Source organism: Lactobacillus sp. ESL1191, assembly GCF_058504435.1.
This window is the reverse complement of record NZ_CP196365.1, coordinates 1,090,617-1,114,585: the sequence shown is the minus strand read 5'-3', so window position 1 is coordinate 1,114,585 and position 23,969 is coordinate 1,090,617. Positions and strand designations below refer to the sequence as shown.

Below are 23,969 nucleotides of genomic sequence, written 5' to 3'. Positions count from 1 at the left end.
TGGATTATGCACGAAATATTTTTAGATGAATTAAAGAAGTTAAATACCCGGTTTATGGAATTAGGGGTCTTGGTCAATGACCTAATTGACAAGGGGACGCGCTCGTTTGTCGACCACGATAAAAAGATTGCCCAAGAAATGATTGCCGAAGACAAGGAAGTTGCCAAAGAGGCGATTAAGATTGAAAAAAAGGCCCTGTCGCTAATGGCTCTGCAGCAACCGGTCGCCACCGACTTTCGGGTTGTGATTAGTATCTTGAAGGCAACTACGGACTTAGAACGGATTGGCGAGAATGCCAACAGTATTGCCGTTGAAACGGTTAGGGTGAAGGGGAATCCGCGGATCGCTGACGTAGAGACCATTATTTCGCAAATGACGCACCAGGTACGTACGATGCTGATCCAGGTTTTGACCGCTTATGTTCAAGAAGACGAACAGACGGCTCGAGCAATGGTCAGTGGCCACCAGGAAGTGTATGCGGACTATAAAAAAGCGCGCAAATTGATTATTGATGGTGTAGAAAAAGACCCCAATGCTGCGGTCGCCTCAGCCAGTTATTTTGTCATTATCCGGCTGCTAGAGAGAATTAGCGACCACATCGTCAATATTGCTAGTTGGGTTATTTACAAGACCTCAGGGGAATTATTTGAACTGATGGAAAGTGGTAAGAAATAACTTGCATTTGGGCGCCTGCCCTGCTATAGTTAATTAAGTAAATTCTACCTAAGACTCGGGTGGCGTAAGCCTTAATTTCCCGCCGAGGCCAGAAGATAATGAAGATATTAATCCTCCATGTCTTGCTTGGCATGGAGTTTTTTAGGCCTAATGGAATTTATTAACAAATTTAATTAGTGGAGGTGAATTTGATTGAGTAAAGCTGCTATTGCTGAAAAAGAAAAACTCGTTGATGCGATTGCTGAAGAACTTAAGGCTGCCAAGGCCGTTTTGGTAATTAACTACCTTGGGTTAACGGTTGAAGAAGTAACTAACATGCGTAAGGAACTTCGTGATAACGATGTCAAGATGAAGGTTATCAAGAACACATACCTTAGACGTGCTGCTGCTAAAGCTGGCATGGAAGGTCTTAATGATACTTTTGTTGGTCCGACTGCTGTTATCTATACTGATAATGCAGAAGACGTTACTGAACCAGCCCGGATTGTTTCTAAATACGAGGATGATTTCGACGTTCTTGAAATTAAGGGTGGTATGCTGGAAGGTAAGGTAACTTCGAAAGAAGAAATCAAATCTCTTGCCGCTATCCCTGGACGCGAAGGCCTGCTGTCAATGCTTATTTCTGTATTGCAAGCACCTGTTCGCAACGTCGCATATGCTGTTAAAGCTGTTGCTGATTCAAAAGATGAAGCTGCAGAATAAGAACTATAATTTTGAATATTAAATTTCGGAGGATACATAAGTATGGCTTTAGATACTGAAAAGATTATTGAAGACTTGAAAAATGCTTCAATTCTTGAATTAAACGACCTGGTAAAGGCGATTGAAGATGAATTTGGCGTTACTGCTGCCGCTCCTGTTGCTGCCGCTGGTGCTGCTGGTGGCGATGCTGCTGCTAAATCATCATACGATGTTGAATTGACTGAAGCAGGTCAAGAAAAAGTTAAGGTTATTAAGGTTGTTCGTGATCTCACTGGACTTGGCCTTAAGGACTCAAAGGATCTTGTTGATGGCGCTCCTAAGAACGTTAAGGAAGGCGTTTCTGAAGATGAAGCTAACGACATTAAAGCTAAGCTTGAAGAAGTTGGCGCTTCTGTAACGCTTAAATAGTTACAGTCCAACTGGACCAAGCAATCAAAAAAGGCGTAAGCTCAACGATTTGGGCTTGCGCCTTTTTGTGTTTTTCGAGTTTGTGTTCCTGGTGTTAAATAATTCGTCGAGTTTGGCAATAAATTTGCAAAAAACCGCTGGTTCGGTAAAATTATCTCAAGAATAGTGTTTTAGAAACGAGCAAATAATGACTGAGACAAAAAATCAAATGTACTTTGAAAGTAATCCAACCTCCGAGCACGATGAGCATGTGGTTGACTACCAGGTAAATGGAATAGACCTGAAATTCACAACTGACGCTGGAGTCTTTTCGAAGTTGCAGGTTGACTATGGGACGGGCGTTTTGCTTAAGCAGATGGTAGGGCTTGATTTTCCGCCTTGCAATATTCTCGACGTCGGAACTGGGTATGGCCCTTTAGGCCTCTTTGCGGCTAAGTTCTGGACTGAGCAGATGGTCGAAATGGTCGATGTTAATGAGCGGGGACTTAACTTAGCCCGGCAGAATGCCGCAGTGAACAATATTGCCAACGTGCTAATTTATTCTTCCGATGTTTATGAAGAAGTTGCTGCCAGTAAAAAGTTTGGCCTAATTGTTACTAATCCGCCAATTAGAGCTGGGAAAGCGGTTGTTACAAGTATTTTGTCCGGAGCCAAAAACCACCTGGTTGAAAAGGGTATTTTACTTGTCGTAATCCAAAAGAAGCAGGGTGAACCGAGCGCACGTAAGTTACTGCAGGCCACTTTTGGCAACTGTAGCATTCTGGTGCGGGACAAGGGCTATTATGTTCTGCAAGCGGTGAATAATTAATGGATTTGTCAAGTGCTGCAAAGAAAAAATACATGGAACTAGCCTTTGCCGAGGCCAAGAAAGCCCAAGACCTGCACGAAGTCCCAATTGGTGCTATTGTAGTGAACGCTAATGGAGAAGTTGTGGGGGCCGGCTTTAATCACCGGGAGCTGGATCAAGATGCGACTCAGCATGCCGAGCTGATTGCCATCAGACAGGCTTGCGCTACTTTAGGCACCTGGCGGCTGTTAGATTGCAGTTTGTTTGTTACCTTAGAACCGTGTCCGATGTGTGCTGGTGCCATTATCAATGCCCGGCTTAAGCAGGTGGTTTACGGGGCTGCAGATCCTAAAGCCGGGGCAGCTGGCAGTGTAGTCAACCTCTTTGATGTGGCCAAGTTCAACCACCATCCGCAGATTATTCGGGGCATGTACCGGGATGAAGCGAGTCAGATGTTGAAAAAATTTTTTCAAGAAATTAGACGCCAGCAAAAGCAACAGAAACTTATCAGTAACAGCGGTGAAAAAAATAAAAATACGTCAAATTAGTGGAAAAATGTTGGCAAATACGGTAGTATTATCTGTGGGCAATGTTTGACTTCTGAAGCGTGTCAGGACCGGAAGGTAGCAGCACTAAGGTTGCTCGGGCATGTGCCTTTTATAGACATTCACAAACTCTTAACTCTTTCGAAGAGTTAAGAGTTTTTTACTAGGAAAGATAGAGCATGGCTTATCAAGCGTTATACCGCAAGTGGCGGCCACGAACCTTTGACAGTGTCGTTGGTCAGGAAGATATTACCAATACGCTAAAGAACGCAATTAAGCGTGGCACGATTTCGCATGCCTTTTTGTTTGCCGGACCGCGTGGGACGGGCAAGACTTCGTGTGCTAAGATTTTTGCTAAAGCCCTGAACTGCACTAACCTGCAAGATGGTGAACCCTGCAATGAGTGTGCCAACTGTCAGGCGGCGGACAAGGGTGCAATGGCGGACATTATGGAGATCGATGCGGCTTCCAATAATGGGGTAGATGAGATTCGGGAAATTCGCGACAAAGTCAAGTACGCGCCGACCCAAGGAAAATACAAGGTCTATATTATTGACGAGGTGCACATGCTCTCGCTGGGAGCCTTCAATGCCCTACTAAAAACATTGGAAGAGCCGCCCGAGCACGTTGTTTTCATTTTAGCGACAACGGAATTACAGAAGGTGCCAGCAACGATTATTTCGCGGACGCAGCGCTACAACTTCAAACGTATCAGTGCGAGCAAACTGCAGGAACGGATGCAATATATCTTGGATCAGGAAAAGGTTAAGTATGATGACCAGGCCTTGGCCGTAATTGCTCAGGTAGCCGATGGCGGGATGCGGGATGCGTTAAGTATCCTGGACCAACTGCTAAGTTACGAAACAGACCGGGTTGAATATAGAGCTACCTTGGAAATAACCGGTTTTGCCGCAAAAGAAAAAATTGAACAAATTTTGCTGGCACTTTTGCATCGGGATACCAGTGGGGCCCTGACCCTTGCTCAAAGTCAGTTGCGGGAGGGGGCCAGCTCCAAGAACATCTTGACTGAACTTATTGACTTAGCCACCCAGGCCTTGCTAGCTGTTAAAACCGGCGGTCAAACTGAACGCAAGTTTTTAAATGAGGATTTTTTCAGCAAGGTGGCGGATATACCGCCAGAACGCTATTTTGGTCTGATTGCAGCAGCTAATACGGCCTTGGGCAATTTGCGTTATACTAACCAGCAGCAGATTCCCTTAGAAGTGTTTCTGGTTGAAAGCACCACCCCCTTAGCAAATACACCGGCAGCAGCGGCCACCAAACCAGGTGAAAAACCGGGAGCTGACGACTTACAAGCTGAAGTGACGGCCTTGAAAAAGCAAGTAGTTGATTTGACCACCAAGTTTACGGCTTGGGGTAAGCAGCACGGAAAAAGCAGTGAGCAGATCTTTCATCTCGACGACCATAGTTCAAGTCCGGTCAAACAGACTAGGCCAGTTAAGCAGGCGGATAAGGCGGCTAGTTCGCCCCAACGGGTCAAAAACGCCGCCCGTCAAGATCAGCAAAATCGCAAGCAGGTCTATCATGTATTGGAAAATGCAACCAAACAAGACTTGCAGGCCATTAAAGCAGTCTGGCCAGACCTGCAGTCTGTTTTGGCTGTTTCACAACGGGCCCTGCTTGATGTGCTTGAACCGGTAGCGGCGAGCCCTGATCAAGTAGTGATGAAATGCAAGTATGCCCTCTGGTTTGAAAAGGCCAGTTCTGATGATGATCTGCTGGCAATTTTAACTGAACAAATTGCCAAATTTGCCCAGCATGAATACGAAATTGTGCTGGTTCCTGATAAGGATTGGTTCACGGTCCGCCAGGAGTTCTTGCAAACCCACCGCGAAGAACTAAGGGGCAAGAGCAAGACGAGTGCAACTGACGAAAAGCAGTCAGAAGTTAACAATGACAATGACAACGAAGTTGTGCAGCAGGCTAAAGACCTCTTTGGCGATACTGTCAACGTTAAGGATTAATTAGTGTAAGGAGAAAACAATGAGTAAGAAACCTAATTTTGGTGCAATGGGTGGCATGAATATGCAACAAATGATGAAACAGGCTAAAAAATTGCAAGAGCAAATGGCCCAGGAGCAACAAACCATTACAGCACAAGAATTTGTCGGCAAATCTGCAGAGGACTTAGTCGTGGCCACTTTTAGTGGGGATCGTAAACTTAAAAAGGTGGATATTAATCAAGCTGCCATTGATCCAGATGACCCAGATATGCTCCAAGACTTAATCATTGATGCGGTTAATAAGGGCTTGGCGGCAATTGATGATGCGACCCAGTCGAGTTTAGGTAAATATACGAAGGGTATGATCTAATTGCAATATCCAGCACCGCTTGCGCATTTAATTGATTCTTATCTGAAATTGCCTGGTATTGGTGAAAAGACGGCGACCCGTTTAGCTTTTTATACGCTCGATATGCCAACTGAAGATGTTCATAACTTCAGCACAGCCTTAAATGCGGTCAAAGAAAAGCTACGGCGGTGCTCTATCTGTGGCAACATTACAGAAGAGGATCCATGCTCCATCTGTGCCGACCAGAATCGTGAGCAGTCAACAATTATGGTTGTTGAACAGCCTAAGGATGTCATGGCTTTTGAAGAGATGGGCGAGTATAACGGCCTTTACCATGTGCTGCACGGAGTCTTGTCACCCATGGATGGGATCGGTCCAGAAGAAATTAATATCAAGTCACTGATCCTTCGTCTGCAAAAACAGGACAAGGTGAAAGAAGTAATTTTGGCGCTCAATTCGACCCCAGATGGAGAAGCGACGGCGATGTACATCGGCAAATTGATTAAACCGGCTGGCCTTAAGGTAACTCGTCTGGCCGCCGGGCTAGCAGTCGGCAGTGACATTGAATATGCTAATTCAATTACCCTGAAACGGGCAGTACAAGGGAGAACGTCAATCTAATGGCACGTAGAGTAAAGCAAATGGGCGATGACCAGTTGATCGCAAAGATCGCCAAACTACAAGAAGAAATTGCGGTCCAGAAGAGTTTGGACCTTACTACGTTGGATATGTCAGACAATAACATTGTTGCCAGAAAAATTTTGCGGGCGAAGTACTCTTTTTTATATGACGAAGCCCGTATTCGACATACCAGATTTAGTGGGTTCACCAATGCGATATCTGAATAGAGGGTCCTCATTTGAGGGCTTTTTATTTGGTCCAAAATTAAAAAATGTCATATGGGTGTTTTTCTCAAGTGAACTCTTGTAAAATAGAGTCATGGAGAGTTTTATGAAAAGTTTTTTTATCAGCTTTGAGGGGCCTGACGGTTCCGGTAAAAGCACCGTTTTGGAGCAAGTGGTGGCGCGCATTGGCCCCAGGCTTAAAACACAATATCTAGTGACGCGTGAACCAGGCGGTTCAGTGATTGCCGAGAAAATTCGGCAACTTATTTTGGACCCGACCAATGAAAAAATGGCGGCCAAGACGGAAGCCTTACTTTACGCGGCTGCGCGTAGTCAGCACATGGCTGAAACAATCATTCCGGCTCTCAAGTCGGGTAAAGTGATTTTTGCAGATCGGTTCGTTGATAGTTCGTTAGCCTACCAAGGTGTGGGACGTAAGCTGGGGATTTTGCCAGTCAAGCAAATTAATGATTTTGCGACGAGTAAGATTGAACCGGATCTGACTCTTTTTTTGGACGTTAAACCGGCAGTTGGCTTGGCCAGAATAGCTAAAGTTCGGGCGGGGCAAAAAGATCGCCTGGAGCAAGAGCAATTGACTTTTCACGAGCAAGTTTACCAGGGTTATCAAGAAGTTAAGCAAGCATATCCTAACCGGATTAAAGTAGTGGATGCGAGTGGACCACTTGAGCAAGTGGTCGAAGCTTGTGTTAAAATTATCGCAAACCAGATACCAACAGAGTTGCTAAAGGATGGATTTTAATGAAATTAATAATTGCGATTGTTCAAAAAGAAGATGCTGGCAGGCTGCAGGGTGCTTTTGCCAAAGAAGGTATTCGGGCAACTAAGTTGGCGACTTCCGGAGGCTTTCTAAGTGAAGGAAATACGACTTTTTTGATTGGAATTGATGAGAAGCACGTTAACCAGGTTTTGCGGGTAATCAAGGAAGAGTCAAAAGGGCGCGAAGAATATCTGAACCCAAGTATTGGCTTGAACGGCTTTGACCTCAGTAGTCAGCCGGTTAAGGTGTCAGTTGGCGGTGCCACCTGTTTTGTCCTGCCTGTAGAAGACTTTAAGCAGTTTTAATGGCAATTGAGATTTCTGAGCGCAGTGCCCGACCAGCCGCTTTTTTGCGGCAGGCATCAGAACAGCATAAACTGGCACACAGCTACCTATTCTGTGCTGCCAATGGGCGCGCGGCGCTGAATACGGCTTATTGGTTGGCCTGCTTGTTTAATTGTACTGGTCAAAACAAGCCAGACGGAAGCTGCCAGAATTGTCGTCAAATTATTGCTGGCAACCACCCTGATGTTTTACTAGTTGGTCCAGAAGGTAAGCAGAGTTTAGGAATTGACCAAATACGGTTGTTGAAAGAAGAACTGGCTAAGAGTCCAGTGCAAAGTAGCACACGTTTCTTTTTGGTTAATGAGGCGCAAAAGCTCACTTTACCAGCGGCCAATGCACTGTTAAATATGCTTGAAGAGCCAATAGCACCAGTGGTTACGATTCTTATTACGACTAATCTTGATCAGATTTTGCCCACGATTCGCTCACGTTCCCAAATTATCAACTTTGGCGCAAGCGACCAGGAAAGTGACAAAAGTGCCTGGCTGATCGACAATGGCTTCAATGATAGTGAAGTTGCTGAACTAGGCGACACGGCTAAGCTAGACCAGGCGACCAAGTACTTTTATCAAGAGCTGGTAGAAGGCAGTCCCTTGGCTTTGGTCAGTGCGCATAAGTTGGCCGAACTGGCTAAGAGTAAACCTGAACAAAAATATCTGGTACTTTGGCTGAAGGAGCGCGCCCAAAAAGATTTGAACGGTGAAAGTCAAGAGGAAGGGGCAAGGATGTTAAAGTATTTGCTTGAAATTGACCAACTGCAGTATAGCAATGTCAGTTTTCGTAACATACTCGACTATCTTGCCCTGCAGTGGAAACGGTAGGTGCCTGATGGCAGATTCGTACTCAGAATTGCAGCGGCTACACGATACTATGGTCAACATGACCAAGACAATCGAAAGCCTTGAAAATAATATCTTAGAAACACTCAAAGAAAATACGGAACTGAAGGTCGAGAACCAGTTATTACGTGACAAGATGGACAAGCTGAATAACGCACATAACCCGGTTAAAACGCAAAGTGGTCTCGAATCTCTGCGTCAAATATATACTTCGGGTTATCACATTTGCAACATGTACTACGGCTCACACCGAGATCCCAGTTCAGACTGCATGTTCTGCCTCGACATTCTCGATAATTTTGGCGGAAAAAAGAAAGCACATTAAGGATAAAGACAAATGCAGCAGCAGAGTAGCTATGCACGTGCAACGGGCAAGCTTTATTTGGTACCAACACCAATTGGTAATTTGGAAGACATTACTATTCGGGCCAAGCGAATTTTACAAGAAGCGGATTATATTGCAGCCGAAGATACTCGAACTAGTGGACTTTTACTGGCCCAAATCGGTGTACATAACCACATGGTCGCTTTTCACAAGTACAATTCAAAGGCCAAAGCACCGGAACTGGTCAAGCTGATGCAGGATGGTGCGGTGATTGCCGAAATTAGTGATGCAGGTATGCCGGTTATTTCGGACCCCGGAGATATCTTGGTGCAGGAATGTATCAAGGCAGATGTTCCGGTAGTGCCACTTCCAGGTGCCTCGGCTTTCACTACAGCCTTGATTGCTTCGGGCTTTGATGCCCAACCATTCACTTATTATGGCTTTTTACCGCGCAAGGCTGGTGAACAAAAACCTTTTTTTGAACAAATGAACGAGGCCCGTGCTACTTCAATCTTTTATGAGTCTCCCCACCGTTTGGTTAAGACCCTTAATAACATGGCGACTGTCATTGCCATTGAGCGCCAGATTGTAGTGGCGCGCGAGTTAACTAAGATTCATGAAGAGTTCATTCGGGGCACATTGGGCGAAGTATGCCGGTATTTTGACCAGAATGATCCGCGCGGTGAATTTGTCATTCTAATAGCGCCAAACACTGCGGCGCCGGTGCAAAAATCGTGGCCCGAATTAATTAAGCTGGTTGATGAGCAAGTCGCCCGCGGTGAGAGCAAGAAGTCTGCTATTAAGGCGGTCGCCCAAGCAAACCGGGTCTCTAAAAATGAATTATATGAGCAATACCACCATAGTTAGGAAGAGATTATGAAATATAGTGAACAACATCAAATCAACTTTTATGAATGTGATGAAAACAAAAACTTAAAGTTACCAGCAATGATTGACCTCATGATGGGTGTTTCAGAGCGGCAATTGACGAGTAGTAATGCTAGCACTAATGCCTTGAATGATCAGGGCTTGGGGTGGGTTGTGACCCAGTACCACATCGAACTAACGCGGCTGCCGCATTCCACTGAACAAGTTGTGCTTTCTACTGAACCGGTTGGATATAACCGCTTTTTAGAGTATCGGGATTTTATTTTCACTGATACTGAAGGTAAGGAGTTAATTAAAGCTCAAAGTGAATGGGTTTTGTTTGACCTGCAAAAGCGTAAGATGGTTTCTACCGACAAGGAGATGATGGACGCCTTAGGGGTTCCCCGCCTGAAAAAATTACCGCGTTTTCCGCGAATGCGTCCGCACGCGGAATATCAAAACAAGCGGCAGTACCGCGTGCGCTATGATGATCTGGACACGAACCACCACATGACTAACGGCCACTACTTTAACTGGTTTATCGATACTTTGGATCGTGACTTTCTGCGCACGCACATGGTTAAGACAATTGATATTCGCTTTAACCAGGAGGTCCGTTACGCACAAATGCCAACTGCTGGCGTTAGCCTAACTGAAGCGGGCGAAGACATCAAATCCTACCATGTAATTGAGGATGAAGAGCGTAGCGACAAAGCCGTTTGTGAACTAACTTGGCGCAACTTATAATATAATTGAATTTAAAGTTATTACCGCTTAATTTAATGAAAGAATGTGTTGCAAATGGTTACCAAGGAAAAACCTCAAATCGAATTGCGTGATCTTGTTCTGCTGGGAATTATTATCGCAATGAAAATTATTTTGGGCCGTTTCAGCATTGGCAGTAATGTCGTGCATGTGAGTCTGGGTTTTATCGGTAGCGTTATGCTTGGCTATATGTTTGGCCCCGTATGGGGCGCAATCGGCGGTGGTATTAGTGATTTGGTTGCATCGGTTTTGTTTAGTAATCAGGGGGGCTTTTTCATCGGCTTTACCCTCAGTGCAATGCTGGGGCCGCTGATTTACGGTTGGTTTTTTCATCAAAAACCGGTCAAAATCTGGCGCATTATCGTGGCCACACTGTTAGTTACGGTTATTATCAATCTCGGTCTGAACACGGTTTGGGTGCACCTCTTATATGGTCTAGACATTAAAGCGGCGCTAATCCAGCGCCTGCCCAAAGAAACCATTGTACCGTGGATTCAATTGGTAGTTGACTACTTTGTTTTAACGGCGCTAGCTCGGGTCAAATTAAGAAAGTAGTTTTGTAAAAGGGTAAATTTGTCATGAAAGTATTAAGTGTGTCAACGGCAACCAATCACCTGAGTGTTGCGTTAAATGAGGATCAGACCATTTTGGTTGAAAAGGGTGAACCAGACCGGCATAACCATAGTGAACACTTGGATCCGTTAATTAACCAAATCTTGATTGATCAGCAGCTTAAATTAAGTGAGATTGATCGCTTCGCCGTAGCGATTGGTCCGGGCTCCTATACTGGGTTAAGAATTGGTGTGACCACAGTTAAGTTGTTTGCCAGCATTTTGGGTAAAGAAGTGGTCGGGATTTCAACTTTAGCTGCCTTAGCAGCGAGTTGCCCAGATGAAGATACCTTAATTGTGACGGGGATTGATGCCCGCAATGACAACTACTTTGCAGGTGCCTATGTCAACGGCAAAGGCCAGCCAAGCAGGGTAATTGCCGACGGCCATTACCACATTACTACTTTATTAGAAGCTATCGGTCGGTATGTAAATACCGAAAGAATAAAGCAGGTAATTTTCATCGGTTCTGGTTTTAAAAAGCAGGAGGGACAAATTAAGCAACTGGGCCTTCCTTTCAGTTATGGTAGTGATGACCAGAACTTGATTCATGCTGGTTTAATTGGTAAGTTGGCCCTTACTGCCCAACCAGTTGATCCGGACCGCTTATTGCCCCAATATCTGCGACGAACTCAAGCAGAAGTTGATTGGCACCACAAGACAGGGCAACCGTATGGTCCCGACAAGGATTATGTGGAAGAAGTTTGAGCAGGTAGTGCAATTTAGGCAGCACCGGCCTCCCATTGACCAGACCTTTAAGCCCTTTGGGTTGAGCGTGAGCAATCATTCAATGCAGGTGCAGCAGGCAAAAAATGGAGATATTCCGGCTTTGCTGTTACTTGAAAAACGGGTCTATAATGGTCGAGTGCCATGGAGCCGAGCGACTTTACAAAGCGAATTACGGCAAAAAAGTTCACTTTATTTGGTTGTCTACGAAGCTGCCACCCTGGTTGCTTTGGCTGGTATTCGGTGGGGCAGTGCCGAAGCCCATATTACCAATCTGGCAGTTGACCCTGATTGGCAAGGGCAAGGGCTAGGGAGCTGCTTATTAGAAAGATTAATTCAATTAGCTCAGCAGTGGAACTGCCAACGGGTTAGTTTAGAAGTTCGGGCTGATAACGCGATTGCGCGGCGACTATATGAGGAATTTGGTTTTACCGTTAGGTTTGTGCGACCAAATTACTATCAAGATGTTCAGCAAGATGGCTTGAAGATGGTGTTAAGGCTAGGTTAGAAGAAGGGGATTAGTTTGGATAATAAAAAAGATGTCCGTATTTTGGCATATGAAAGTTCTTGTGATGAGACCTCCACTGCTGTAGTCAAGAACGGTCGCAAAGTGGAAAGCCTGATTGTGGCCACCCAAATAAAGAGCCATCAACGCTTTGGCGGTGTGGTACCAGAAGTTGCGAGTCGGCACCACATTGAAGTTATCAGTCAAATCACTCGTGAAGCTCTAGCTGAAGCTGGTGTAGATTGGTCAGAGATTGATGCTATTGCTGTGACCAGTGGTCCTGGCCTGGTTGGCGCCCTCCTGATCGGTGTTAGTGCAGCCAAGGCGGCAGCAATGGCAACGGGTATTCCACTAATTGGCGTCGACCACATTATGGGTCATATTATGGCCGCTCAGTTAACCGCCGAAATTGACTATCCCGCATTAGCCCTGCAAGTTTCCGGAGGGCACACCGAAATTGTCTTACTGAAAGATCCGACCCATTTGGAAATCATTGGCGATACCCGTGATGATGCTGCGGGAGAGGCCTACGATAAGATTGGTCGCGTGCTAGGAGTCAATTACCCGGCTGGAAAGACCATCGACGAGTGGGCCCACCAGGGCAAAGATACTTTCAACTTTCCCCGGGCGATGATGGAAGATGACAATTATGACTTTTCTTTTTCAGGACTTAAGAGTGCCTTTATCAATACCTGCCATCACGCTGACCAGATTCATCAGAGTTTAGACAAGTATGATTTAGCAGCAAGTTTTCAGGCAGCCGTGGTTGAAGTCTTGGTGACCAAAACGTTGCGGGCAATTAAAGCTTACCAACCACGCACTTTTATTATGGGCGGGGGAGTTGCAGCTAATCGCGGGCTGCGCGACCGCATGAGCCAGGAGATTGACAATTTTAGGGAGGAGCTGAAGCCCAAGGTTATCTTGCCTTCCCTGAAGTTGTGCGGCGATAATGCGGCGATGATTGGGGCAGCTGCTTATAACCTGTATCAAGCAGGTGAGTTTGCCGACCTAACCCTAAATGCGAATCCCTCGCTGGAGCTACCTTATGCCCAGTCAATGCTAACTTAAACATAAAAAAGCCAATTTTGAAGTTCACATTATGATGTGACCCCCAAAATTGGTTTTTTTCTTAAAATTCGCGGTAAAAGGCGACCAATTTACCCCGGTCACAGGAACTGAAACCGCATTTTTTATAAAACGCACGTGTCTCAGCCGTTTCTTCAGTTAGTAACACTTTTTGGCGGACAGACCGATATTGGTTTATGGCCAAGTTAAGTAGCTGGGTGCCAATACCGCGTCGCTGGTAATTTGGTTGGACTAGCAAGTCTTGCACATAGATGATGGAGAGACCATCTCCAACTAGGCGAATGAGTCCCACTAGCTGCCCAGCGTCAATTGCCGTGATGACAGTTAACGAATTGGCTACTGCCGCAGATAAATTTTCTGGACTTTGCGTGTATGCAGTCCAACCTACGCTGGTATATAACTTAATTAGTTGGTCTAAGTCGATGTTTTTACTGGTATTGTATTCCATTAGTTTCCTCCTCAATTTAAGGTTAAATTAAAGAGTAGAACGTAATTTTCCCATGTGTTTACACCCATTGTTAGTCTATTAGGATATTTTAACTAATGTAAATTTTAGCACAATAAGTCTTAATAAAAATAGTTTTGGGGATGTACTAACTAGGGTTAAGTGCCACGCCAAAGTGCAAAAATACAAGAAAAATGGTGGAAGTAAATGTTAAAGATACGGTCAGGCAATAGACTATAACGATTGGCCAGTTATTAGAGCCATATTGCCTTGAACACTTAATTAGTCTGCTTCATGCCAACGTTGAATTATAATAATTTTGTAGCCGCCTGAATACCAAGGCAAGCGGCAAAAAAGCTTTGGATTAGGTTGTAGTCCAAAGCTTTTTTAACTTAATTAAAATTCATCTAGCTCGGTCAGAGCTGTTTCCCAGTCACTGTTGGCTTGGGCCAGGTCTTTTTCAATCGCTGTCAGCTGGTCTTGGAGCGGTCCCAGACGGTCGAAGTTAGTTGCAATCTCGGGATCCGCCATTTGCGTTTGCAGCTCTTCTTGCTGGTGTTCCAGTTGATCAATCCGGTCTTCAACTTCTTCAACCTGGCGCTGCAGTTTACGCTGCTGAGAGTCGCGTTGTTTCTGCTCTTGATAAGACAACTTAGTTGGCTTGTCATCAATTTGACTACTGCTGGTGGCTGCTACGACTGCAGCACTTTGGTTATCCTGCTTGGCTTTTTCTGCTAAATAATAGTTATAGTTACCGTTGTAGAGTTGGGCCTGGCCAGCTTTAACCTCGACAATTTTGTTGGCTAGCTGGTTAATAAAGTAGCGGTCATGAGACACAAACAAGAGAGTGCCGTCAAAGTCCTGGAGGGCCTGTTCCAAAACCTCTTTAGCCTCTAGATCCAAGTGGTTGGTTGGCTCATCCATTAGTAGGAAGTTATTATGTTCTAATGCCAAAACCGTCAAAGTTAACCTAGCCTTTTGACCCCCTGAAAGTTGGCTGACCGTCTTATCAATATCCTTGGCGGTAAACAAGAAACTAGCCAAAATCGAGCGCACATCCCGTTCTGGCATGGTCTTATGGCGGTCCCAAATGGTATTCAAGACGGTTTGGCTAGGGTCGAGCAGTTGGAGTTCTTGGTCGTAATAGCCGGTATCAAGAGCTGCCCCATACTTGATTGAACCAGCCTTAGCTTGCAGTTCCCGCATAATAGTCTTGAGCAAGGTGGACTTGCCAATCCCATTAGCACCAATCACGGCTACGCGGTCTCCTTGATTAATTTGTAAAGAAATATCCTCAACCATGGTCTTAGAGGGGTAGCCAATCGCCAAATTACGCAAAATCAAGACTTCCTTACCGGAAGGTCGGCCAGCCTTGAAGGTCATTCGCACCTTGGTCTTGTGCTTGGGCGGATTAATTCGCTTGAGCTTTTCGAGCTGTTTACGGCGGCTTTGAGCCCGTTTAGTTGTTTTGGCCCGGACGATGTTTTTCTGAATAAATTCTTCGTCCTTCTTGATTTTTTCTTGCTGTTTCTCGAAGGCTTCTTCCTGCTGGTGGTCGCGCAATTCGCGCTCTTGTACATAGTTAGTGTAATTGCCCTTGAACACAGTTAATTGGCCAAATTGTAACTCGAAAATCTGGGTAGCTAAGTGGTCTAGGAAGTATTGGTCGTGCGACACAACTAGGATTGCCCCAGGATAGTTTTTTAGGTAGCCTTCCAGCCAGTCCAAAGTATCGAGGTCAAGGTAGTTAGTCGGTTCATCGAGTAGGAGCAGAGGTGGTTTACGCAGGAGCAGCTTTACAAACGCAAGCCGGGTCTTTTCACCGCCAGATAGATTAGCAATGACCTTGGACCAAGTCGCCTCAGGAAAGTTAAAACCATTCAAAATACTTTTGATGTCAGCCTGGTAAGTGTAGCCCCCTTTTTGCTCAAAATCGAACTGCAACTGGTCATATTGCTTTAATAGTTCTGGATTATGGGGTTGGTCGGTAATTTCTGCCTGCAAAGCGTGCAACTGTTGCTCCATCTTAATGAGCGCAGCAAAGACCTCGACCAGCTCGTCCCAGATAGTCTTATCTTCAGCTAGTCCGTTTTCTTGGGCAAGGTAACCGACCTCGATGGCCTTATTGACAGTAAATTCGCCCCGACTAGCCTCTTCCTCGCCCGTCATAATTTTGAGTAAAGTTGTTTTGCCAACACCGTTAGGTCCAACTAAGCCAATTCTGGCCTGGTCAGCAATTGAAAAGTTAACATGCTGAAATAGGGTATTTGCCCCAAATTGTTTTTCTAAATCGTGTCCTTGTGCAATGATCATATTTTTTCACCTAGAAACTATTTTAGCATACGAAAAGAACTTACAGTGGGCCTCTTGCGATTATGCAAAAAAGTTGAAAGTAGCCCTCGTTGACAGTGTTTGCAAGATTGTGAAAAAATATTTGCAAATAACGTAACGTTACGGGTAAAATAATACTAATTGATGAGCAATTCACAAGAAGAAGGCTCAGGCAATATTTAAGTTGGAGGCTCTTTTAAAAAATGGAAAAAATAAAAATACCCACGGCGACAGCTAAGCGCTTGCCGCTGTACTATCGCTATTTAATTATCTTAAACGAAGCGGGCAAAGATAAAGTTTCTTCAACTGAACTCTCGGAAGCAGTTCAGGTTGATAGTGCTTCGATTAGACGCGACTTTTCTTATTTTGGCGCGCTGGGCAAACGCGGTTATGGTTACGATGTCAAAAATTTGCTTTCCTTTTTTAAAAAGATTCTAAATCAGGATACATTGACCAATGTGGCCCTGGTCGGCGTTGGTAATTTGGGACATGCACTGCTCAACTATAACTTCAAGCGTAGTAACAATATTCGGATTTCTTGTGCCTTCGATATTGATCCCAAGATTACCGGTAAAATCCTAAGCGGGGTGCCGGTATACGGTATGAGCGAATTGAAGCAACAGTTGAGCGACCAACAGATTACAATTGCGATTTTGACGGTGCCATCGACCACTGCCCAACAGACGGCAGACGATATGGTCGAAGCTGGAATTAGGGGGATCATGAACTTCACCCCAATTCGACTATCAGCTCCAAGTGGGATCAGGGTCCAGAACGTTGACTTAGCGACGGAATTACAGACCTTGATTTACTTTCTTGACGCCGATAAACCCAAGTAAGCAACAGCCTGCGGATAAGAGTTAAGAATAATTAGCACTTTAACTGAAAAAGTGCTAATTTTTTCTTGCATTTTATCTGAAAAGGGGTTATTATCTTAATTGTAAGTTAGCACTTGATGAATATGAGTGCTAACAATTAAAAAGATTTTTACTAATAGGAGGGACAAACGTGTTACAACCAATAGGTGATCGCGTGATCGTTAAAGTTAAAGAGGAAGAAGAAAAGACTGTAGGCGGAATCGTCCTTGCTTCGAATGCTAAACAAAAACCAACTGAAGGCGAAATTGTCGCGGTTGGTGAGGGAACTTATGCTGAGAATGGCAACAAGATTCCAATGACGGTGAAGACAGGGGACGTCGTCCTGTATGATAAGTACTCAGGTACTGATGTCAAGTACGAGGGCGAGAAGTACCTGGTCCTGCACGAAAAAGATATTTTAGCAATTGTTAAGTAGTTAGGGAGCGGATAAAATGGCAAAAGATATTAAATTTTCAGAAAAAGCAAGACGTTCTTTATTAAAGGGTGTTGACCAGTTGGCAAATACCGTTAAGGCTACGATTGGCCCTAAGGGTAGAAACGTTGTCTTGGAGCAATCTTATGGTAACCCGGATATTACTAACGATGGTGTAACGATTGCCAAGGCGATTGAACTGAAAGACCACTATGAGAATATGGGTGCTAAGCTGGTGGCTGAAGCAGCTCAGAAGACTAACGATATTGCCGGTGACGGTACTACGACTGCTGTTGTTTTGACCCAAGCAATTGTGCGCGAAGGGATGAAAAACGTAACTGCCGGTGCCAACCCAGTTGGCGTGCGGCGCGGAATTGAGAAGGCCACTAAGGCAGTTGTGGACGAATTACACAAAATTAGCCACACGGTTTCTTCAAAGGATCAAATTGCCCAAGTTGCTTCCGTTTCCTCAGCTTCCAAGGAAGTCGGTGACCTAATCGCTGATGCCATGGAAAAGGTGGGTAATGACGGCGTTATTACCATTGAGGACTCACGGGGAATCGAAACTGAATTGTCAGTGGTTGAAGGAATGCAGTTTGACCGCGGCTACCTGTCACAATACATGGTAACCGACAACGATAAGATGGAAGCTGACTTAGAAAGTCCTTACGTCTTAATTACCGACAAGAAGATTTCTAATATCCAAGACATCTTGCCACTTTTGCAAGAGATCGTTCAACAAGGTAAGTCACTGCTTATTATTGCTGATGATGTGTCGGGCGAAGCACTGCCTACTTTAGTTTTGAACAAGATTCGTGGTACTTTCAACGTCGTTGCCGTTAAGGCTCCAGGTTTTGGCGACCGGCGCAAAGAACAACTGCAAGATATTGCTGCCTTAACTGGTGGTACGGTTATTACCGAAGACCTCGGCCTTGAACTCAAGGACACTAAGCTTGACCAATTGGGTCAAGCACGTCGCATCACGATTACCAAGGATTCAACGACCATTGTTGATGGTGCTGGTTCGGATGAAGCAATTAAGGAGCGGGAAGATTCAATTAGAAAGCAAATTGAAGAAACCACTTCAGACTTCGACAAGAAGAAGCTGCAAGAACGTTTAGCTAAGTTGACTGGTGGGGTAGCAGTTATTCACGTTGGTGCTGCTACTGAAACTGAACTTAAGGAACGTCGCTACCGCATCGAAGATGCTCTGAACTCTACCCGTGCAGCTGTTGATGAAGGTTACGTTGCTGGTGGTGGTACTGCTTTAATTAACGTGATGGGTGTTGTTAGAGACCTTAAGGGTGACAATGACGATGAACAGACTGGCATTAATATCGTACTTAAGGCTTTGGCTGCCCCAGTTCGGCAAATTGCTGAAAATGCTGGTGAAGATGGTTCCGTCATCTTGAACAAGCTTGAAAGTCAAGCCAAAGAAGTTGGTTACAATGCCGCTGATGGCGAATGGGAAAACATGGTTGAGGCCGGTATCATTGACCCAACTAAAGTTACCCGGACCGCTCTGCAAAACGCCGCTTCGATTGCTGCCTTGCTGCTAACAACTGAAGCTGTCGTTGCCGAAATTCCAGAAGATAAACCGGCTGCTGATCCTGCCGCTGCTGCAGGTGCTGGTGCTCCTGGCATGATGTAGTTGATATAACTGAATATACGCTAAAAACTGCTCGCTTGAGCAGTTTTTTTGTAAGTTAAAATGCTGGCTTTCCGTCAAACTATTGACATTATATGATAACAATATTAATATATTTACTTGTATTATTATTTTCACATGAAAGGATAGTTAATGGAATACTTAAGTTTATTAGGCGTTTTAGCCATAGTCGTAGGGTTTGCACTCGGCCTGGATACTGTAGCCGTTGTGGTCATTGCTGCGCTTGTAACGGCATTAGTTTCAGGTATTGATTTTGTCTCTTTTTTACGGATTTTGGGTAAGGGCTTTGTTGATAACCGATGGTATCCTTTTTTTTCCTGACTCTACCAACAATCGGTATTTTAGAAAGGCATGGTCTCAAGCAAGCCTCAGTTAATTTAATTAAGAAGCTGAAGAACTTGACGCCTGGTCGGATTTTCGATATCTATACGGCAATTCGTGAACTGGCGGGCATTTTTGGTATTTCACTTCAGGGGCATGTTCAGTTTATTGCTCCATTAATTAATCCAATGGCGCAGGCAGCGGGTAAAGTTAACGGAGAATTAACGGCTTTGGAAGTTGACCAAATTAAAGGCCGAGCTGCGGCCAGCGAGAATTTTGGAAACTTCTTCGCCCAAAACCTCTTTGTGGCCTCCTCAAGTGTTTTATTGATTTCAAGTACCATGAAGTCATTAGGTTACCCAGTTAATCCGTCAGGGATCGTGTTGAATACTATTCCGATTGCGCTGATTTGTTATTTATTCTGTTTATATTATAACCACGCTTTTGATCAAAAGTTGCAAACAAAGAGGGAGAAATAATGGTCGCATTAGTTAATAATATGTTGCTCGGTTTTTTATCTTAATCGGCTTGTTCTTTTTAGCAGCTGCGATTGAGTCGTGGCGCGATCAGACTAATTCAGTACGCTGGGGAACAGGACTATTTTGGTTCTTGTTTGCCTTATTGTTTGCCACTGGACAATGGCTTCCAAGTGAAGTCAGTGGCGGGTTACTCGTGGTAATTGCCTTACTGTCATTGTTTAAGCAGGTGCGTGTTGGTCATATTAAGAAAATAAATGAAAAGTTAGCTGACCAAACAGTAAAAAGGATCGGCAATTGGATTTTTGTCCCTAGTATCTTACTGGCTATTTTAGCACTCGTAATTGGTCAATTTACTAGTTTAGGTGGACAAGTTGGTATTGGCATTGCTGCGATTGTTTCCTTGATTATGGCCATGATTCTGACTAGATCAACTGCTAAAGTTGCCTATGAAGACACGCAAAGAATGGTGCGCTCAGTTGGTTCTGCTGGTATTTTACCGCAACTGTTGGCAACTCTGGGGGTAGTTTTTACTGCATCTGGGGTTGGAGACGTTACTGCCAAGGCTATTTCTGGTATCTTTCCCGTGGGTAATCACCTTTTGGGAGTCAGCCTTTATTGCATTTCGATGGCCTTATTTACAGTTATCATGGGTAATGCGTTTGCTGCTTTTGCCGTTATTACTGCTGGGATTGGTATTCCATTTGTAGTTGCTCAAGGCGGTTCGCCTGTTATTGTAGCTGCTTTAGGAATGACTGCAGGCTATTGTGGTACCTTGTTAACACCGATGGCAGCTAATTTCAATACTTTACCCGTTGCCTTGATGGAAATGAAAGACCCGTTAGGGGTAATTAAGCAACAAGTTCCAATTGCGCTGAGTATGCTAGTGGTTCACATTGTGCTGATGTACTTTTTAGCCTTTTAAAATTATAGAAGAGAAAAGAGAAAAATAATGAAAATTTTAGTCACAGGTTTTGATCCTTTTGGAGAAGATAAAATTAACCCCGCAATTGAAGCTGTTAATCGTCTAGCTGATGAGATTGCGGGCGCCCAAATCGTTAAACTAGAGCTTCCCACCGTCTTTGGCGAGTGTGCCCGGGTGGTACATGATGCAATTGTGAAAGAGCACCCCGACTATGTGCTGAATATTGGTCAAGCCGGAGGCCGCGCAGCGCTGACGCCTGAACGGGTCGCCATTAACTTTGATGATGGCCGGATAGCTGACAACAAGGGCTATCAACCGATTGCCACCCCGATTCAAGCGGCTGGGCAAAATGCTTACTTTACCCAGCTGCCAGTTAAGGCGATGGTGCGGGCAATTCGTCAAGCGGGTCTTCCAGCAGCCGTCTCAACTACTGCCGGAACCTTTGTGTGCAACCATATTATGTACCAAGTACAATATATGATTGATCAGGAATTCCCTGAGCTAAAAGCGGGTTTTATGCACATTCCATTTTTGCCGGAGCAAGTAATTGACCGGCCAGAAATGCCCAGCCTTAGTTTAGTAGACGATGTCAAAGGCATTACCGCAGCAATTAAGACAATTGTCGACTTGGATGGAAAAGCCGATATCCCGAGCATTGAGGGTCAGATCGCCTAAAAATAATGAAGTGTAATACTAACCACAACAGAAAAGAGATCGTTTAATTGCGGTCTTTTTTCTTTTAATGTCAAGTTAGGTATAATAGCAGTAAAGCAGAGAAAAAGAGGAATAGATGGCAAAAGCAAGTCTTACTCCAATGATGGAGCAATATCATAAAATTAAGCAACAATATCCCGATGCTTTTCTTTTTTATCGTGTCGGCGATTTTTATGAATTATTTGAAGATGATGCGGTTAAGGGTGCGCAACTATTGGAATTGACACTAACTCACCGGTCAAACAAGAGTGAAACCCCTATTCCAATGGCGGGGGTCCCTCACGTTGCAGTGGAATCTTATGTCGATACGCTGGTCGAAAAGGGCTATAAGGTTGCCTTGTGTGAACAACTAGAAGATCCTAAAAAAGCTCGGGGCATGGTCAAGCGGGGCATTATTCAGTTAGTGACCCCTGGTACACACATTAGTGACAAGCCTAGCCAAGCTAAGGAGGTTAACTATCTAGCCTCAGTGGTGACTACGAAAAATTCTTTTGGACTGGCCTACAGTGATTTGTCGACGGGGGAGATGTTTGCTACGCATTTGAAGGCTTGGTCGGCAGTTGCTAACGAACTTTTGTCATTGCGCACGAGAGAAGTTATTTATAATGGTCACTTGAGTGACAGTGCCAGCGATTTTTTGCATCAGGCTAACATTACTGTTTCGGCACCGGCGGAGTTGACTGAAACACACGCTGAAATTTCCTTTGCCCAACAAAAGTTAACTAATCAAGCAGAAAAAGCAGCGGTGGCTCAATTAGTCGCTTATATTCTTCAAACGCAACATCGCAGTTTGGCGCACTTGCAGGTTGCGCGCAGTTATGAAGTGAGCCAGTATTTGCAGATGTCGCATACTGTGCAAGAGAATCTGGAGCTGATTGCGTCGGCTAAAACCGGTAAGAAGATGGGCTCCTTGTTTTGGGTACTGGATAAGACCCAAACAGCAATGGGTGGCAGATTGCTTAAGCAGTGGCTAGCGCGCCCCTTATTAACTGTTGCTAAGCTGACTAACCGCCAGGAGATGGTCCAAGCACTACTTGATGGTTATTTTACGCGCGCGAGCGTGGCAGACGCACTCAAGGGAGTTTATGACTTGGAGCGCTTAACCGGGCGCATCGCCTTTGGCAATGTTAACGGTAGAGAACTGTTACAGTTGGCGCACTCTCTTGCAGCTGTGCCAACGATAATGGCAACCTTACAAAAGTCGGATAGTAAGATATTGCAAGATTTTGCGCAAAAGATTGACCCGCTCAAGGGTGTGGCGCAATTAATTACTGCCACGCTGGTCGATCAGCCCCCAATTTCAACAACTGAAGGCAACTTAATCAGAGTTAGTGTAGATAGTCAGCTCGACCGCTACCGTGACGCAATGAACAATGGCAAAAAGTGGCTGATGGAAATGGAAAAAAGCGAACGCCAGCAAACTGGGATTGATAATCTGAAAGTTGGTTTTAATTCTGTTTTTGGCTATTATATTCAAGTCACTAATTCAAATAAGAGTAAGGTGCCACTCGACCGTTATACACGCAAACAGACACTATCTAATGCGGAGCGGTACATCACACCAGAACTCAAGGAACATGAAAACCTGATTTTGGAAGCGCAAACTAAGTCAACTGAGTTGGAACATGACCTGTTCGTAAAACTTCGTGACGAGGTAAAGAAGTACATTCCAGCCTTACAAGACCTGGCTGCGCAGCTTGCCGCTATAGATGTATACTGCTCTTTTGCCCAAGTTGCAGAAGACAATAATTATTGTCGGCCTAGCTTTCACACTGATAATCAGGATGTAAAAGTTACCCTAGGTAGGCATCCGGTGGTTGAACAGGTAATGCAGGCTGGCTCTTATATCCCCAATGATGTTAAGTTAGCAGAAGATACCGATATTTTTCTTATTACCGGACCCAATATGTCTGGTAAGAGTACCTATATGAGGCAGATGGCCTTGATTGCCGTGATGGCCCAGGTAGGCTCCTTTGTGCCGGCCGCTAGTGCGGATTTACCAATCTTTGATCAAATTTTCACTCGGATCGGGGCAGCAGATGACTTAATATCAGGACAGAGTACCTTCATGGTTGAGATGACCGAGGCTAATGATGCCTTGATGCATGCCACTAAGCGTAGTCTGGTCTTGTTTGATGAGATCGGTCGCGGAACTGCTACTTATGATGGCATGGCTCTAGCTGGTGCAATTGTCCAGTACTTGCATGATGAGATTGGGGCCAAGGTACTGTTTGCCACCCACTTCCATGAATTGACGGCTATGGAGCAGACCCTACCCCGCCTAAAAAACATTCATGTTGGTGCGACAGAAGAAAATGGCAAGTTGATTTTTTTGCACAAGATTTTGCCGGGGCCGGCCGACCAGAGTTACGGCATCCACGTGGCTCAACTTGCTGGGATGCCGCGCAAGGTTTTGCGTCAGGCCACTAAGTTATTGAATCGACTTGAGGCACAAGGCAGCAACCTTAACCCAACTTCAGCCCAGCTTGACTTATTCAGTGTAGATCAAGCAAGCCAGGAACAAGACGCTATCGGTACTGCAGGCAAGGCTGAACGGTCAGACAAGGAAAAAGATATTTTGGACGATATTTCCAATCTTTATTTAGCAGATCAAACACCACTGCAAGTGATGCAGTTAGTTGAAAGTTGGCAAGCAGAATTAAGGGATGAGCAATAA

27 protein-coding genes, 1 other RNA gene, 1 pseudogene and 1 other annotated feature are annotated in these 23,969 nt (G+C 44.8%); of the genes and pseudogenes, 27 read left to right on the top strand and 2 right to left on the bottom strand.

All coding sequences use genetic code 11. The annotated features are described in order from the left end of the window. The first annotated feature begins 6 nt into the window (after positions 1–6). The 20 genes from phoU (at position 7) to tsaD (ending at position 13,103) form a co-directional block, all read left to right on the top strand. Complete coding sequence (gene phoU, locus ACSYSN_RS05750) at positions 7–675, top strand: phosphate signaling complex protein PhoU (protein ID WP_317637068.1); 669 nt, start codon at positions 7–9, stop codon at positions 673–675. Between the two features lie 29 nt (positions 676–704). Next, positions 705–828 (top strand) — a sequence feature (ribosomal protein L10 leader region). Between the two features lie 39 nt (positions 829–867). Continuing rightward, entirely contained in the window at positions 868–1,377 is a 510-nt protein-coding gene (gene rplJ / locus ACSYSN_RS05745; RefSeq protein WP_317637067.1) for a 50S ribosomal protein L10, read from the top strand. Positions 1,378–1,419: 42 nt separating this feature from the next. After that, positions 1,420–1,785 carry a 50S ribosomal protein L7/L12 gene (rplL, locus tag ACSYSN_RS05740; protein ID WP_317637066.1) on the top strand — a complete coding sequence of 122 codons (366 nt, stop codon included), beginning with the start codon at positions 1,420–1,422 and terminating at the stop codon, positions 1,783–1,785. A 187-nt stretch (positions 1,786–1,972) separates the two neighbouring features. Beyond that, complete coding sequence (locus ACSYSN_RS05735; RefSeq protein WP_491711936.1) at positions 1,973–2,593, top strand: class I SAM-dependent methyltransferase; 621 nt, start codon at positions 1,973–1,975, stop codon at positions 2,591–2,593. Beyond that, positions 2,593–3,120, top strand: coding sequence for a tRNA adenosine(34) deaminase TadA (gene tadA / locus ACSYSN_RS05730; protein WP_491711935.1), 528 nt, complete (start codon positions 2,593–2,595; stop codon positions 3,118–3,120). The genes ACSYSN_RS05735 and tadA overlap by 1 nt, the downstream gene beginning before the upstream one ends. A gap of 26 nt (positions 3,121–3,146) precedes the next feature. After that, positions 3,147–3,244: signal recognition particle sRNA small type (ffs, locus tag ACSYSN_RS05725), an RNA gene on the top strand. Between the two features lie 52 nt (positions 3,245–3,296). Beyond that, positions 3,297–5,102 (top strand): DNA polymerase III subunit gamma/tau, encoded by a 1,806-nt coding sequence (gene dnaX, locus ACSYSN_RS05720; protein ID WP_491711934.1) that lies wholly within the window; start codon positions 3,297–3,299, stop codon positions 5,100–5,102. Positions 5,103–5,121: 19 nt separating this feature from the next. Beyond that, positions 5,122–5,451 (top strand): YbaB/EbfC family nucleoid-associated protein, encoded by a 330-nt coding sequence (locus tag ACSYSN_RS05715; protein WP_317637062.1) that lies wholly within the window; start codon positions 5,122–5,124, stop codon positions 5,449–5,451. Further along, a complete protein-coding gene (recR, locus tag ACSYSN_RS05710) occupies positions 5,452–6,051 on the top strand; it encodes a recombination mediator RecR (RefSeq protein ID WP_491711933.1) in 600 nt (199 codons plus the stop codon). Continuing rightward, positions 6,051–6,278: a YaaL family protein gene (locus ACSYSN_RS05705; protein WP_491711932.1), complete on the top strand. Its 228-nt coding sequence runs from the start codon at positions 6,051–6,053 to the stop codon at positions 6,276–6,278. The genes recR and ACSYSN_RS05705 overlap by 1 nt, the downstream gene beginning before the upstream one ends. 103 nt (positions 6,279–6,381) lie before the next feature. Further along, complete coding sequence (gene tmk, locus ACSYSN_RS05700; RefSeq protein WP_491711931.1) at positions 6,382–7,035, top strand: dTMP kinase; 654 nt, start codon at positions 6,382–6,384, stop codon at positions 7,033–7,035. After that, complete coding sequence (locus ACSYSN_RS05695; RefSeq protein WP_317637058.1) at positions 7,035–7,358, top strand: cyclic-di-AMP receptor; 324 nt, start codon at positions 7,035–7,037, stop codon at positions 7,356–7,358. The genes tmk and ACSYSN_RS05695 overlap by 1 nt, the downstream gene beginning before the upstream one ends. Then, positions 7,358–8,218 (top strand): DNA polymerase III delta subunit-related protein, encoded by an 861-nt coding sequence (locus tag ACSYSN_RS05690; protein ID WP_491711930.1) that lies wholly within the window; start codon positions 7,358–7,360, stop codon positions 8,216–8,218. Before ACSYSN_RS05695 ends, ACSYSN_RS05690 begins: the two co-directional genes overlap by 1 nt. Positions 8,219–8,225: 7 nt before the next feature. After that, entirely contained in the window at positions 8,226–8,561 is a 336-nt protein-coding gene (yabA, locus tag ACSYSN_RS05685; RefSeq protein ID WP_317637056.1) for a DNA replication initiation control protein YabA, read from the top strand. Between the two features lie 12 nt (positions 8,562–8,573). Next, positions 8,574–9,428 (top strand): 16S rRNA (cytidine(1402)-2'-O)-methyltransferase, encoded by an 855-nt coding sequence (gene rsmI, locus ACSYSN_RS05680; RefSeq protein ID WP_491711929.1) that lies wholly within the window; start codon positions 8,574–8,576, stop codon positions 9,426–9,428. Between the two features lie 9 nt (positions 9,429–9,437). Next, a complete protein-coding gene (locus ACSYSN_RS05675) occupies positions 9,438–10,175 on the top strand; it encodes an acyl-[acyl-carrier-protein] thioesterase (RefSeq protein WP_491711928.1) in 738 nt (245 codons plus the stop codon). Positions 10,176–10,229: 54 nt separating this feature from the next. After that, positions 10,230–10,748 (top strand): folate family ECF transporter S component, encoded by a 519-nt coding sequence (locus tag ACSYSN_RS05670; protein WP_491711927.1) that lies wholly within the window; start codon positions 10,230–10,232, stop codon positions 10,746–10,748. Between the two features lie 23 nt (positions 10,749–10,771). Beyond that, positions 10,772–11,512 carry a tRNA (adenosine(37)-N6)-threonylcarbamoyltransferase complex dimerization subunit type 1 TsaB gene (tsaB, locus tag ACSYSN_RS05665; RefSeq protein ID WP_491711926.1) on the top strand — a complete coding sequence of 247 codons (741 nt, stop codon included), beginning with the start codon at positions 10,772–10,774 and terminating at the stop codon, positions 11,510–11,512. Continuing rightward, entirely contained in the window at positions 11,478–12,038 is a 561-nt protein-coding gene (gene rimI, locus ACSYSN_RS05660; protein ID WP_491711925.1) for a ribosomal protein S18-alanine N-acetyltransferase, read from the top strand. Before tsaB ends, rimI begins: the two co-directional genes overlap by 35 nt. A gap of 15 nt (positions 12,039–12,053) precedes the next feature. Then, entirely contained in the window at positions 12,054–13,103 is a 1,050-nt protein-coding gene (gene tsaD / locus ACSYSN_RS05655; RefSeq protein WP_491711924.1) for a tRNA (adenosine(37)-N6)-threonylcarbamoyltransferase complex transferase subunit TsaD, read from the top strand. Between the two features lie 61 nt (positions 13,104–13,164). Here the strand turns inward: tsaD and ACSYSN_RS05650 are convergent, their stop codons facing one another. Together ACSYSN_RS05650 and ACSYSN_RS05645 are read right to left on the bottom strand one after the other, a co-directional pair. Further along, positions 13,165–13,569, bottom strand: a complete 405-nt coding sequence (locus tag ACSYSN_RS05650) for a GNAT family N-acetyltransferase (protein WP_491711923.1) — start codon at positions 13,567–13,569, stop codon at positions 13,165–13,167. A 393-nt stretch (positions 13,570–13,962) separates the two neighbouring features. Continuing rightward, on the bottom strand, positions 13,963–15,879 hold the full coding sequence (locus ACSYSN_RS05645) for an ABC-F family ATP-binding cassette domain-containing protein (protein WP_491711922.1): 1,917 nt from the start codon (positions 15,877–15,879) through the stop codon (positions 13,963–13,965). 221 nt (positions 15,880–16,100) lie between these two features. Here ACSYSN_RS05645 and ACSYSN_RS05640 point away from each other — a divergent pair, with 221 nt between their 5' ends. From ACSYSN_RS05640 to mutS, 7 genes and pseudogenes are all read left to right on the top strand, one after another. Then, positions 16,101–16,736 (top strand): redox-sensing transcriptional repressor Rex, encoded by a 636-nt coding sequence (locus ACSYSN_RS05640; protein ID WP_317637047.1) that lies wholly within the window; start codon positions 16,101–16,103, stop codon positions 16,734–16,736. Between the two features lie 169 nt (positions 16,737–16,905). Then, on the top strand, positions 16,906–17,190 hold the full coding sequence (groES, locus tag ACSYSN_RS05635) for a co-chaperone GroES (RefSeq protein ID WP_317637046.1): 285 nt from the start codon (positions 16,906–16,908) through the stop codon (positions 17,188–17,190). Between the two features lie 16 nt (positions 17,191–17,206). Beyond that, positions 17,207–18,838: a chaperonin GroEL gene (groL, locus tag ACSYSN_RS05630; RefSeq protein WP_491711921.1), complete on the top strand. Its 1,632-nt coding sequence runs from the start codon at positions 17,207–17,209 to the stop codon at positions 18,836–18,838. Positions 18,839–18,988: 150 nt separating this feature from the next. Further along, positions 18,989–19,656: pseudogene (locus tag ACSYSN_RS05625) on the top strand (DUF969 domain-containing protein). A gap of 49 nt (positions 19,657–19,705) precedes the next feature. Further along, positions 19,706–20,578 carry a DUF979 domain-containing protein gene (locus ACSYSN_RS05620; protein ID WP_491711920.1) on the top strand — a complete coding sequence of 291 codons (873 nt, stop codon included), beginning with the start codon at positions 19,706–19,708 and terminating at the stop codon, positions 20,576–20,578. A gap of 27 nt (positions 20,579–20,605) precedes the next feature. Further along, the gene (gene pcp, locus ACSYSN_RS05615) at positions 20,606–21,253 is read left to right on the top strand and encodes a pyroglutamyl-peptidase I (protein ID WP_491711919.1); all 648 of its coding nucleotides are present in this window, start codon (positions 20,606–20,608) and stop codon (positions 21,251–21,253) included. Positions 21,254–21,368: 115 nt separating this feature from the next. Beyond that, on the top strand, positions 21,369–23,969 hold the full coding sequence (gene mutS / locus ACSYSN_RS05610; RefSeq protein ID WP_491711918.1) for a DNA mismatch repair protein MutS: 2,601 nt from the start codon (positions 21,369–21,371) through the stop codon (positions 23,967–23,969).

Excerpts from the sequence above, each read along its gene's own strand:
- phoU (WP_317637068.1), top strand. The coding sequence starts at position 7 with ATGCACGAAATATTTTTAGATGAATTAAAGAAGTTAAATACCCGGTTT.
- rplL (WP_317637066.1), top strand. The coding sequence starts at position 1,420 with ATGGCTTTAGATACTGAAAAGATTATTGAAGACTTGAAAAATGCTTCA.
- ACSYSN_RS05735 (WP_491711936.1), top strand. The coding sequence starts at position 1,973 with ATGACTGAGACAAAAAATCAAATGTACTTTGAAAGTAATCCAACCTCC.
- tadA (WP_491711935.1), top strand. The coding sequence starts at position 2,593 with ATGGATTTGTCAAGTGCTGCAAAGAAAAAATACATGGAACTAGCCTTT.
- dnaX (WP_491711934.1), top strand. The coding sequence starts at position 3,297 with ATGGCTTATCAAGCGTTATACCGCAAGTGGCGGCCACGAACCTTTGAC.
- ACSYSN_RS05715 (WP_317637062.1), top strand. The coding sequence starts at position 5,122 with ATGAGTAAGAAACCTAATTTTGGTGCAATGGGTGGCATGAATATGCAA.
- ACSYSN_RS05705 (WP_491711932.1), top strand. The coding sequence starts at position 6,051 with ATGGCACGTAGAGTAAAGCAAATGGGCGATGACCAGTTGATCGCAAAG.
- tmk (WP_491711931.1), top strand. The coding sequence starts at position 6,382 with ATGAAAAGTTTTTTTATCAGCTTTGAGGGGCCTGACGGTTCCGGTAAA.
- ACSYSN_RS05695 (WP_317637058.1), top strand. The coding sequence starts at position 7,035 with ATGAAATTAATAATTGCGATTGTTCAAAAAGAAGATGCTGGCAGGCTG.
- ACSYSN_RS05690 (WP_491711930.1), top strand. The coding sequence starts at position 7,358 with ATGGCAATTGAGATTTCTGAGCGCAGTGCCCGACCAGCCGCTTTTTTG.
- yabA (WP_317637056.1), top strand. The coding sequence starts at position 8,226 with ATGGCAGATTCGTACTCAGAATTGCAGCGGCTACACGATACTATGGTC.
- rsmI (WP_491711929.1), top strand. The coding sequence starts at position 8,574 with ATGCAGCAGCAGAGTAGCTATGCACGTGCAACGGGCAAGCTTTATTTG.
- ACSYSN_RS05675 (WP_491711928.1), top strand. The coding sequence starts at position 9,438 with ATGAAATATAGTGAACAACATCAAATCAACTTTTATGAATGTGATGAA.
- ACSYSN_RS05670 (WP_491711927.1), top strand. The coding sequence starts at position 10,230 with ATGGTTACCAAGGAAAAACCTCAAATCGAATTGCGTGATCTTGTTCTG.
- tsaB (WP_491711926.1), top strand. The coding sequence starts at position 10,772 with ATGAAAGTATTAAGTGTGTCAACGGCAACCAATCACCTGAGTGTTGCG.
- rimI (WP_491711925.1), top strand. The coding sequence starts at position 11,478 with ATGGTCCCGACAAGGATTATGTGGAAGAAGTTTGAGCAGGTAGTGCAA.
- ACSYSN_RS05650 (WP_491711923.1), bottom strand. The coding sequence starts at position 13,569 with ATGGAATACAATACCAGTAAAAACATCGACTTAGACCAACTAATTAAG.
- ACSYSN_RS05645 (WP_491711922.1), bottom strand. The coding sequence starts at position 15,879 with ATGATCATTGCACAAGGACACGATTTAGAAAAACAATTTGGGGCAAAT.
- ACSYSN_RS05640 (WP_317637047.1), top strand. The coding sequence starts at position 16,101 with ATGGAAAAAATAAAAATACCCACGGCGACAGCTAAGCGCTTGCCGCTG.
- groL (WP_491711921.1), top strand. The coding sequence starts at position 17,207 with ATGGCAAAAGATATTAAATTTTCAGAAAAAGCAAGACGTTCTTTATTA.
- pcp (WP_491711919.1), top strand. The coding sequence starts at position 20,606 with ATGAAAATTTTAGTCACAGGTTTTGATCCTTTTGGAGAAGATAAAATT.
- mutS (WP_491711918.1), top strand. The coding sequence starts at position 21,369 with ATGGCAAAAGCAAGTCTTACTCCAATGATGGAGCAATATCATAAAATT.